The sequence below is a fragment of the Paenibacillus taichungensis genome (assembly GCF_047302525.1).
Lineage (GTDB): Bacteria > Bacillota > Bacilli > Paenibacillales > Paenibacillaceae > Paenibacillus > Paenibacillus taichungensis_B.
The window spans coordinates 2,633,737-2,645,721 of the sequence record NZ_CP168020.1 but is presented as its reverse complement, the minus strand read 5'-3'; the positions used below and the strand labels follow the sequence as shown (position 1 = coordinate 2,645,721).

Here is an 11,985-nt window from a genome sequence, read left to right as displayed (position 1 = left end):
CATAACAACAATAAATGCAACATTTCCAACCCGTGGATGAATCTTACCAAGTGTGTTTACCATTTAACATTCTCCCAATCCCTCTGGCATTCTTCTCGAAATCTTTGCACCCATTGTTCAGAAATCTCGTCTGCGATCGGGTCAAAGAACGGGGGCGATACGGCAACACCGTCAGATGGAACATCCAAAAACTCTAGCACTTTCATGACGGTCCCTTCGTAATCTTGTATAAAATCCTCATAAACAATCGTCAGCGGCACAATGCCTGACTCGGACAGGAAATCTTCGATTGCAGCTTCGCACATGTTACTCTCCACAAGCAGATGTTTAATCGCATCAAAGTTATATTGATCTGCAATATCTTGTAACTGAGGACTGTCTCCGTGCTTGCGGTGCCATTCACCCGAGACAATGGCTCTCCACCATGACACAGCCAATCTGGCTTTGTTGCGACGCGTCATGTAGATATGTTTGGTGCAATTAGGGAAGCCCGTACTCCATACCTCAGCCCGCGATAACGCTGTTGGCAGACAATAGAGACTGCGGAATGCGTCAATCCATCGTTGTTCAAAATTAATTTTGATTCCGAATACTCCGTTCGACGTTGTTCCCTGATCCCAGATCTGCTCTAGATCTTCACGCTTTAATGTGTCTGGGCTCTTATGCTGATAATGCAGCCACTCGCTTGGATATCCTGCGACACCCGTAGAACTTAATGCTTCACCCAGCAGGGTACTGCCGGTTCGTTGGGAAAACCAAATGGTATAACTTTGAGCAGGTCGTTTCATATCGCTGCCTCTCTTTCTCCCCTAGGGGTAGTTTCATACCAAAAAGCACTACAAAATCTCCCTTCCATGTGCAACAAATTGGGTGGAATGCATGCAAAAAAGCCATAGATGAACTAATGTTCATCTACAGCTTGTAACAATAAGAGAACCATATGAAATAAAAAGCGTTTCCGGATTTCTCCTCTGCACGCAATAATGATGAGCGTCCACGACAGGGGTGCACAAACATGACTGTCCAAACGCCAACACAAAAAAACATTGGTTAAGTCACTTGCTCATGCGTATTCAGTTATCGATTCAGAATGCGCCCTGTCTGGAACATGTTCATCTAACCACCCGTCACACATATTTGTTGTTTATTGTATTCGCTCCACCGTAATCCGTCAAGATAATATTAACTCAATTGTTATTTCCTTCATGCCACTGAACATCATATGCTGCTACTTCAACGATCATAACCCAAATAGGGAATTTCTCTGAGATTAAACATTAACCTCTCTTTCCCTGATGACAAGGCGCTTATGCGCTACGATAAGAAAAGGAAGTCCGAGTGCAGTGGTCAGTGCCAGCGGTACAAAAACAAACAGACCATTCTCCGTCCCAAATTGGGTTAATAGCAGCCCTCCCAGAATCGGTGCCATGACGCTACCTAAGTTATTGAATCCAATCGTGCCAAAGTAGGTCCCTTTCCATTCGGGTTTGGCAATACGGTCAATCAGCACATCCATCATGGTGAACATGAGCACTTCCCCAACAGTGAACAGAATGACACTGATCATCAGCAGCATAACGCCTTCAGCTATACCAAACAGGAACAAGCTTGCTGCGACCAGCAAGTTTCCAAGAATGAGGGGCACAACCGGCGGGAATTTGCTGGCCACCCGCACAATCGGGAATTGGATTACAAGCACAGTCAACGCATTGAGTGAAAGCATATAGGAAAACACTTGACTTCCATGTTCAAAAAGAGGATTCTGGGCCACATACTGAGCCAGGGTCGAGCTAAAATGCCCATACCCGAGCACGCAAAAAGTAGTCCCGATAAGTACTGGCAAAAATACACGGTCGCGTCCCGTAGTAGCGAGTGCATCTCGTAAACGAGGTGCACTGACCTGAACATGTTCCGGCAGATTTGCGCGCTGCAATCGGAATTGCAGGAACAAAACTAGGCCGTAAACGATATACACCAACCCGGAGATCATAAACGGAAACGTAGATTCCGCTGATCCAAGCTGAAGACCGATAATCGGTCCAAACACGACACCCAGATTAATGGCCGCATATCTGAGATTGAAGACAAGCAGTTTATTTTGCGGTGGAGTAATATCTGATAGAAGTGCACGTGACGTGGGCTCAAACACGGCGCGGCATAAACCGTTTAACGTATTGGCTACAAAAAATACCCACAGATGCTCAGCTGCTGAAAAGATGAAGAAAACACATGCCCAGCCAAATACGGAGACCATCATGACTACTTTGCGACCGATTCGATCGGAAATATAACCTCCATAAAAGCTGACCATGACCCCCGCCAGAGAACTGACCGCGACGGTAACTCCAGTCTGTGTTGGTGTAGCTCCCAGTACCTGAGTCAGATAAATGGATAAAAACGGGATGCTCATGGACGTAACAAGACGTCCAAACATCGTTCCAACAATGATTGTCCATGCTAAAGGGTGAATTTGACGTAAATGTTGCTTCATGCGTATGGTTCTCCTGTTCTAGATGTTTTTGTCTCAGATGGGCTACCTTTGCCCTATCCCTTTATGTATAATTGTATGGATCAAAGGGGGAAATAAAAGTGTAAGAAAACGTAAGCACATTTCACCCTTTAAGAAGGAGCACTTCATATGGATACAGCAACAACCCATTATCTGCGTCTTGCCACAGCAAAAGAACTTTCTCTTAAATTTCATGAAGCGGTTCCGGTCACGATCGAGAGCCTTTCCGCTGCCCTATGCTGCACCCCACGCAATGTGAAGTTTATTCTGCGCAAGCTGGAGGAACAAAGCTTTATTCACTGGCAGCCCGGGCGTGGCCGGGGACATCATTCTGAGATGACATTGCTGCGCAGTGTGAATGAGGCGCTCGAGGAGAGCTTTTTGGAGCTCATGGGCAGAGGCAAAATGAAGGAAGCGATCGAGTTGATCGGCAGCACAGAGAAGAACGACGCTCTCCGGGAGCGGCTGCTGAATTCGTTGAATAAACAGATGGGATTTCACAGTCATGCCGAAAGCTCTTCCGGTCAGGACGTGCTTCGCATGGTGAGGTCACGAAGATTAGCAGACCTAGACCCTGCTTTTGTGTATACTGCTTTTGAAACCTATCTGCTTGGGCAGGTTTGCAGCACGCTAATCACCTATGACGCCAAAACAGGAACCTTCCTGCCGGATCTGGCGCATATGTGGGAGTACAACGAGGATCAAAGGGTATGGGTTTTCTATCTGCGCAAAGGTGTGCGATTCCACCATGGTCGGGTAATGACATCCCGAGATGTCCAAGCAACATTCCAGCGCTTGCGTACTATAGACAGTCCGTTCATATGGCTATACCGGGATATTGAGCATGCCGAAGTTGTCGGGGATTACTGCATTCGTTTTTATCTAAGTCGGCCTAATCGCTTCTTTCTGCACTTGCTTAGTTGTGTCTCCATGACGATTCTCCCCTATGATGTCGATGTAACCCAACAATTGATCGGTACCGGACCTTTTCGGATCAATGAAATAAATGAAACGCTGCTGGTAATAAGTGCATTCGATGCCTATTATGGAATCCGTCCTCATCTGGATCGAGTAGATATTTGGTTTGTGCCGAATCTGGGTCCTTATGAACGTCATTATGAGTTGCCGGGAACAGACCGACTAAAATTGGCTACAGACGATACGGGGAGCAACAGTGTTGATTATCCAGCAACAGGATGCCGATACATGCTGATAAATTTTCGTAAAGCCGGTATTCACCATCAACTGGAATTTCGGCAAGCCATGCGAATTGTTTTCGATCCAGTCGCTTTGGTGAGGGAACTGGGCAGCAATCGAATTACACCAGCAAACAGCTTTCTTCCTTGGAAAAGCGCTGAGCATGCTTGGCGAGAGTCTTCTCTTGAGGATGCCCGTGATCTCCTGCGCAGCAGCGGATATCGGGGTGAAAAGATCATACTTGCGTATACTGTGGCTAAAGATCAGAAAGAAGCAGAATGGCTTAAACAACGCGGAGCCAGCATCGGCTTATGTATTGAGTTGCAACCCTTCGTTGAATTTCCCAATGTGAGGGAAACAAGCGAAGCCGACCTGATTATCGCAGAAGAAGTTTTGGAAGATGACTGGCAATTTGGCATGATTAATTTTTTCATAAACAAACGCAACTATTTTCATATTTGTTTATCACCCGATTTACAGTCCATATTTTATCGAAAGATGGAGAATTTCCTGCAGCAGAATGAAGAGCAAAGGTCTGCGATGCTCAATGAAGCCGAGGATTTGCTTCGCGATAACTGCTGGATATTGTACGGCTGCCACATGAATAAAAAAGCCCTGCTTAATCAAAGTCTCTTTGGCCTTCATACTGCTGAATTTGGGTTCATGGATATCTCCAAACTATGGATCAAAAATCATCAGTAGTTTAGTCATTCCCGGAATGGGACATAACAAAAAAGCCGTTAACTTACGATAAAAGTTAGCGGCTCCATTGCCAATCAAGAATCCGTTCCTACGGAATATTAAAAATTCAATTGTATGCAGTGGGATGTTTCTTTATTTTGTAAAACTCCTCCATCACTTGCATAATGGATTCACTTTTAATTGGTTTGCTTACATACGCATCCATTCCAGCCTTCAGACATTTGTCCATATCCCCTCTAACTGCGTTCGCAGTAACGGCGACAATATAAGGGCATGCCTCTGGCCGCATTGATTCCTTAATGGCTTTGGTCGCTTCGAATCCGTTCAGTCGAGGCATGTGCACATCCATAAACACTATATCGTACGCACTTCGTTTGACAGCTTCCACTGCCTCTATACCATTCACTACATAATCGACAAGATGTCCTTTCTTCTCAATCATCCGGCGCAGTACAAGCTGGTTCACTTCATTGTCCTCGGCAATCAGAATTCGAAGTTGATCTGCTTTATTCTTTTTCTGCTGAAGATCGTATCTGTTGAATTCCTCCATGTTGCTGGCTTTAAACGACGCTGTAAAAATAAATGTGGTCCCCGGATCGTCGGACTCTTCAATCCAGATATCACCCTGCATGAGCTCTACAAGCTTCTTGCTGATGGCCAATCCAAGTCCAGTACCTTGAGGCTTGCGTGTCATGAAATTCTCCAATTGGTAGAAGGCTTCGAATAAATGCTCTCTTTTCTCCACTGGAATTCCAATCCCTGTATCCTTCACCTTGAACTGAAATTGAACGTCATTATATTCTTGTCCGGTAACCTTCACCTCGATCTCAACACGGCCTTCCGGGGTGAACTTTACTGCATTACCAATGATGTTGGTTAGGACCTGTTTTAGACGGTAAGCATCCCCATACAGGGGAACAGGAATGGCGTCATCCAGGCATAGACGAAGATCCAACTGCTTCTCCCGAATCATTGGCGTTACGATATTAACCGTCTCCGTCACGATTTCCTTAAGATCAAAAGGTTCATCCACCAGATCGGTTTTACCCGACTCTATTTTGGAAAAGTCCAGAATATCATTGATAATCGCAAGCAGCGAATCCCCGCTCTTTTGAATGATTTCAATGTATTCCTTTTGTTCTCCGCTAAGTCCAGGCGTATCCAGAAGCAAATCCGTCATCCCAATCACTCCGTTCATGGGTGTACGAATCTCATGGCTCATCATCGCCAAAAACTCACTTTTTGCCTTATTCATTCGTTCGGCAGTCTCTTTGGCTACAAGAAGCTTTTTCTGTTCCGTTATATCCTTCGCAATCAGGTAGAACCCTACGTTTTTCTCATTAATAATGATAGGTGCAAGGGTTGCCAACACTTCTGTCTCATAACCATCTGTGTGCTGAATGGCATTGATTTCCTTTTCAGCCATCTCATACTGGCTATTGAGAATAAGTCCGAGATGATACGGTCCGATGAACCTGCATATACTTGTTCCAATCATTTCCGCAACCGGGCATCCAGTCATTTTCATAGCTACCGGGTTGGCATTTATGATATTGCCGTCCATATCAAAAGAAATGATGGCATCATGATTATATTTTTTGAGTGAAGTATAACGTTCCACCGATTCCTGAAGTTTGAATTCGACGAGTTTACGCTCTGTAATATCCTGCAAAGTTCCGTTTAACTGTATCGGTTGTTGATCTTCATCAAAGGTAATTAATCCCCGCAGATGAAGATACTTTTCTTTACCATCTGAGCCCAGATGTCGATATTCAAAATCAAGCGGTTGACCCGTTTTCACCCATTCAATACATTCCTTCAATCGCTGCCCCTCTGTCGGCTCCATAAATGTATAGATATCGCTGGCCTTATACAGCTTGTTTTGATCTAAGTCAAAAATCTCGAATATCTGATCAGACAAGGAAACATGGCCACTCAGCATGTTCCACTCCCAACTGCCGATCATGGCTATCCGTTCAGCTTCTGCACTAATTTCCTCATGTTTCTTTCTCTCCGATATATCCCGACCAATGGCAAGAATTTGTTGTTCCTGCCCAGGGTCTCCGATAACCTTATAGGTGGTTTCAAACCAAAGACTATGTCCATCTTTATGGCGAACCTGCATATTCAACATATGACCTGTGCTCAAATCAATCTGTGAGACACGTTCCAGATCCTGCGGGTGGAACACGGCGGTATTGTTATTCCCCACCACTTCTTCTGGCGAATAACCAAGCAGATTATAAATGGAAGGAGAACAATAACGACAAATACCGTCAAAGGTCGCTAAATAGATGATTTCCTGTGCATTATCGGAAATAAGTTTGAACATTTCTTCCGTTTGAAGCAGCTTTAGTTCGGTTGTTTTATGATCCGTAATATCTACAACGTGGCAAATAAAATACAGAGGTTCACCGCTGACTTCGTTCCTAGCCAAGGATATATGCAGTGATATCCATAAAACATCTCCATTTTTCTGAATATAACGCTTTTCATATCTGTACTCTTGAGATTTACCTTCACACAGTTCGCTCTCGTACATCAGATCCTGTGCTAAATCATCGGGATGGGTGATCTCCTGGTAATGAAGAAGGATTAATTCTTGAGCTGTATAACCGAGCATACTGCAAAAAGCAGGATTCACTTTCATCCACTGTCCTGTTGGAGCAACAAGTGCAATCCCAATAGGTGCTTGATTATAAATCTGCTCAAACAATCCATGATGATCGACCTTTTGAACCTGCATCTTAAGCTCTCCTTTTGGTGTATAAACACAATATTTGCTTAATACCCGAATTTTCAATTGTTGAAACATCTCATTTTCTAAGAGTTTGTGTCATTAAAGCAAAATAAGACCTGGATTCTATTCGCATGGAATCCAGGCAACTTTGTTTTATTTCATATAAATCATGCTGAGCATGGGATTAGTCAGGAAAAAATCTCAACGTTCCCGTCCAATGATGTAATCCAACAGATGCCTCAGAAAAGAAATCGGCTTTGGCATTTCGTTCAGCGCATCGGTTGCGAGACAGTAGTGCTCCCACATCTCTTTCTTCGCGCCATCTTCACCCAGAATGGATACAAAGGTTGAGCTGTTGTTCCGTACATCCTGTCCTGCCGGCTTACCGAGTACCTGATGATCCCCTTCCAGGTCCAGCAGGTCATCCTTAATTTGAAAAGCGATACCCGCATGATACGCAAACTTCTTTAAGGAGGCAATCTCCACGTCCTTCACCTGAGCCAGAATGGCTGGCATCACAAGTGCAGCCTCGAAAGCAATGCCTGTTTTGTAGAAACAGATCATGTCCAATTGTTCTAGGGTCAGCGTTTTTCCTTTGGCATTCAGATCCATCGCCTGTCCCATACACATATCCTCTGCTTTTTCAGCCGAATATTGAATCAGGGTAAGCACGGTTGTGGCATCAAACTGTTTGAGTGAGGATTGCTCACCAATGGCCTTTTGGATGAGAAATAAACCTGTCAATTCTGCTGTTGCGCTGTTGTGCACCTGATGCAAGGTGGAACGACCTCGCCGGGTCGAAGCATTATCCTGGGTCGGCAGATCATCAAAGATCAGCGAAGCGGTATGCATATATTCCAGTGATCTCAGAAGAGGAATAATAGATGATTCATGCAGACCATATTCACGCACACCCATCACCCAGGTTAGGATCGGCCTTAGCCGCTTCCCATCTCCTTGCAGACTGTAATTCGCTGCATCAATAAGTATGCCTTTCATCTCTGGAAGTCCACCCGGCTTGGATATCTGCAATTCAATATTAATCTGTTCACGAACCGTGCGAATCGTATCCAGAAAATCCTGTTTTTCACCCTTGTCATTCTGCAATTGGAGGATGACCTGATCCCGCAGCAATTTATCCAGGAAATCCACATCATCGGCTTTTCGCACCATTTGCTGAATTAGGCGATTGAATTCCGGTTGTCCGGAGGCAAAGATGTTCATTACTTCGTTGTATTGTTCTTGACCCAAACGCTCTCTACAACGCTTAAGACCATTAATAGCACGATCCAGTATAACCTCACGGGTCTTCGCATCAGAATGGTACACCTCATGAATCAGATAAGAGATAACCGCCCAGTATAGTTCATACGGATTGATCAGATCAGGCCGCAGGTCACGATACTTCAGATAGTAAGTATATGGAGTCACTGCTCTCTCCTCCATATCGTCAAACATGTCAGCGAAATCGTCCGCGAGCTGATTATAAATGCCATAGTAGAAGGTCCGCAGATCAAAACCTTCATCCACAGATTCACTGAGCACGGAACGAACAATGAGTCTGGAGGATGAGGATTTAATAATAATCGGAATATAAAGTTCTTCATTGGAGTAATTCGCGTTGGACAGTTTCTTAGCACGGTCTATTTCCTGAGACTGAAAGAATACATAGGATTGCTCGAAGAACGTGCGCTGCGTCTCCGGGCGCTGGTAGTTCTTGATATACTCGAACGCATCACGCAGTTCGGCATGAACATATTGAATGACTTTGAGATTGGCTCCCTTCCATTCGCCGATATCCGGCACAATCCCGGTGAGAAGCGCATTCCGAATCAAGAGAGAATACTGCTCCTTCTCTTGCGCTGTCAACGCCTGGGAATCAAGCAGGTCATCAATAAAAGGATAGGTCAATCCGTAAGAATAACCAAGCCGAATCGCAGCATCAAGCCTCTCGGAACGTTCTGCCTGGGGAGTCTCATCATTCATATCATCATTCACATGCAGAACAACGCCTAGAATAATCTTGAGCAGCTTGCGCTGTGCCTGTTCTGCGTCCAGTTCTTTGGGGATATTGGAAGCGACATTTTTTAATTTGCTGATTACCCAGATTACGGCTGTTTCCACGTTCTCCTTCTGAGCCCATCGATACAAGGCTGCCAGACTGATATAATCCGGGCTTCCCTTGCGGTGGGTTGTATTTGAACGCATAAAATACGCTTTGGTATCCTGAGCGACACGCTGAATGCGTGCTTTTGTGTCCGAGGAATCCAGTGCTTTGCCCAGATCTCGCATATAAATGTAAGAAATACTGCGATCCAGGTAATCATCCAGTTTGCCTGTAACATTCAGCCAATGGATATATCTATGAGCATCCCGGGAATCCGGTTTTCTTTGACTTGGTGATAAAAAGGATACCCAGGAAAAAGGTTGAATATGTTTTTTTTGCCACAAGTGAATATCTTGCGTAAGCGCAGTGGTATACGTGTTATTCAGAAGTTGTTCATGAAGAGAAGTAAAATACTGAGCTGCCTTCTGCTCAGCCAGCTGATATCCTGCATCAGCCTGATCTGTGAGTACGTTATTCATAGGATGGATACCTCAACTTCTCATAATGTTAAACATGTATCCATGAAAGGAGTTTGAGGGTGCTCCATGGACGGAAACTGATGTGAATTCATGCAACAACAAATTCGCCAGCTCATGTTCATAACCTTTATACGGCATTCCATCCGTTTGGTTACGAAATCGTCATGGACGCTTCAATCCTATGTGGTTTTACAAAATGGAAGACCATACTTTCACTGCTGTAATGGCGATAAGCACCATCAGCCCATACCGAAGCAGTCTCACATTAATCATTGAACTCACTTTGGAACCGAGAGAAGCTCCAAGCAGACTCCCGATAACCGTATAAATGATGGGCTCCAGCGGAATGTCTCCACCCAGAATCTTTCCCAGCACCCCACCAATGGCGGAGATGAACACAATCGCAAGCGAAGAAGCGATGGTCGTCCGGGTAGGGATCTTTAACACGGTGAGCATGATCGGAATCAATATAAAAGCACCACCCGCACCGACAATTCCCGAGACGATCCCCACGGCAAGAGCCGAGCCTGCCGCAACATATGTGTTAAATGTCAGCTGTCCAGCCGAGCCTTCTGTTCCCTTACCAGGGATCAGCATGAGTACAATTGCGATAATGGCCAAAATGCCATAGATCAGATTGATGACTTCTCCATTCAGATGACCGGATATGAATCCGCCGATCAGACTGCCGACCAGAATACTGGAGCCCATGTAAGCCACCAGACCTTTATGAATGAGAGCTTCGCTCTTTTTCCCGTTCCCTGTTCTTCTAATGTAGGCAATCACACCAGCGAGTGAGGCAAAAAACACCTGAAACATGCTGATCGAAGAGACCTCATGAGCCGAGAACGGTTCCAGCCCCATGAGAGAAGGCACATACAACAACAGCGGGTAATTAATTATGGCTCCACCAATACCCAACAAACCGGAGAAGAAGGAACCGACCAGACCCAGTATAAACATGATGACAAAAAGCAGAGTATCCATCGGTTTTTCTTCCTTTCTTGCGGTGTAAAAAATCAAGCAAAAAACAGTATACGCAGTTAAAATAATCGGCTATAATAAAAACCAAGTAAATTAATCCGAAATGAGTGATTAAGCATGTTTAACGTGTTGAAGACTCTTTTTGAAAATAAATGTCCTCTATGCAACGAAAAATTACAAGTTCACAGTGATGCGTTATGTGCTACAAAAACATGCTCCCAATGTCACTACAAAGAAGAGAGCTATGGCTCTCTCGGTGTGTGTATTGTCTATGACACCACAAAATGATAAAAGACGCATGCCTGCTTATTGTATCATGATCTCTGAACTACCGGGATGACTATATAGAATTATTTTCATAATAAATACTCTTCTTATATTGGTTGCAAAAAAAACGGTGCAGAACGATTTATTCGTTCTGCACCGTTTTTCTTTTATTTTGCAGAGACGGACTGGGCTACCTACAGCTCAAATCTTATTTTGTTTTGAAGCTGAGGAATCCATCATCTACTGCAACCGTTGTACCATTCACTGCACTTGCAGCGTCACTGAACAAGAAGGTAACAACACTCGCAACTTTCTCCGGTTGAATGAGCTCTCCCCGCATATGTTGCGTGGCAAGTGCATCCTTCATCGCTTTGTCATCACCCAGAATCGGTGTCTCAATGAAGCCTGGCGCTACACCAACCACACGAATGCCATGTTCAGCAAGTTCCAAGGCACCGGATTTGGACATCATCACGACAGCCGCTTTGGCTGCATTGTAGTTAAAGCTTCCCACCGCAGCAATACTTCCATAGATCGAAGCTGTATTTACAATGGTACCCTGTACATTCAGTTCAACCATTTTCTTGGCGCCATAATACATGCCGTAATACACACTGTGTTGGTCAACATCGATTACTCTGTGATAGGATTCCGGGTCCATCTCCAGAAATGGCTTCACGAGTCCAATGCCCGCGTTGTTGAAAATACCGCTCAATGTTCCGTATTTCTCTACGGTCCAGTCGATCAGAGCTTTGATCTCATCTCCTTTGGACACGTCCACTTTGTATGCCCCGGCTGTGCCGCCACCTGCTTCAATCTCCGATGCAAGCTTTTTGGCACCCTCTTCGTTATAGTCTGCTATGACAATCGTTGCACCCAGATCCGAAAGCTGGAGCGCTGTTTCTTTACCAATACCACTCGCTCCGCCGGTGATAATGATTACTTTTCCATTTTGTTCAGACATATCGTAGGTCTCCTTTGATAAGAACATATTGTCATA

General features: G+C 44.8%; 7 protein-coding genes. 1 reads left to right on the top strand and 6 read right to left on the bottom strand.

From position 1 onward, the window contains the following. Positions 1 to 56 precede the first annotated feature (56 nt). Together ACDJ58_RS12185 and ACDJ58_RS12180 are read right to left on the bottom strand one after the other, a co-directional pair. Positions 57 to 788: a Stf0 family sulfotransferase gene (locus ACDJ58_RS12185; protein WP_413378210.1), complete on the bottom strand. Its 732-nt coding sequence runs from the start codon at positions 786 to 788 to the stop codon at positions 57 to 59. Between the two features lie 482 nt (positions 789 to 1,270). After that, positions 1,271 to 2,491: an MDR family MFS transporter gene (locus ACDJ58_RS12180; protein ID WP_413378208.1), complete on the bottom strand. Its 1,221-nt coding sequence runs from the start codon at positions 2,489 to 2,491 to the stop codon at positions 1,271 to 1,273. A gap of 147 nt (positions 2,492 to 2,638) precedes the next feature. Here ACDJ58_RS12180 and ACDJ58_RS12175 point away from each other — a divergent pair, with 147 nt between their 5' ends. After that, a complete protein-coding gene (locus ACDJ58_RS12175; RefSeq protein ID WP_413378206.1) occupies positions 2,639 to 4,408 on the top strand; it encodes an ABC transporter substrate-binding protein in 1,770 nt (589 codons plus the stop codon). 106 nt (positions 4,409 to 4,514) lie between these two features. On the opposite strand, the gene ACDJ58_RS12170 is transcribed toward ACDJ58_RS12175, so the two are convergent. From ACDJ58_RS12170 to ACDJ58_RS12155, 4 genes are all read right to left on the bottom strand, one after another. Continuing rightward, the gene (locus tag ACDJ58_RS12170) at positions 4,515 to 7,154 is read right to left on the bottom strand and encodes a PAS domain S-box protein (protein WP_413378203.1); all 2,640 of its coding nucleotides are present in this window, start codon (positions 7,152 to 7,154) and stop codon (positions 4,515 to 4,517) included. Positions 7,155 to 7,349: 195 nt separating this feature from the next. Then, complete coding sequence (locus tag ACDJ58_RS12165) at positions 7,350 to 9,734, bottom strand: polyprenyl synthetase family protein (RefSeq protein WP_413378201.1); 2,385 nt, start codon at positions 9,732 to 9,734, stop codon at positions 7,350 to 7,352. Positions 9,735 to 9,923: 189 nt separating this feature from the next. Then, positions 9,924 to 10,721 (bottom strand): sulfite exporter TauE/SafE family protein, encoded by a 798-nt coding sequence (locus tag ACDJ58_RS12160; RefSeq protein ID WP_413378199.1) that lies wholly within the window; start codon positions 10,719 to 10,721, stop codon positions 9,924 to 9,926. A gap of 472 nt (positions 10,722 to 11,193) precedes the next feature. Next, entirely contained in the window at positions 11,194 to 11,949 is a 756-nt protein-coding gene (locus tag ACDJ58_RS12155) for an SDR family NAD(P)-dependent oxidoreductase (protein WP_413378197.1), read from the bottom strand. Positions 11,950 to 11,985 lie beyond the last annotated feature (36 nt).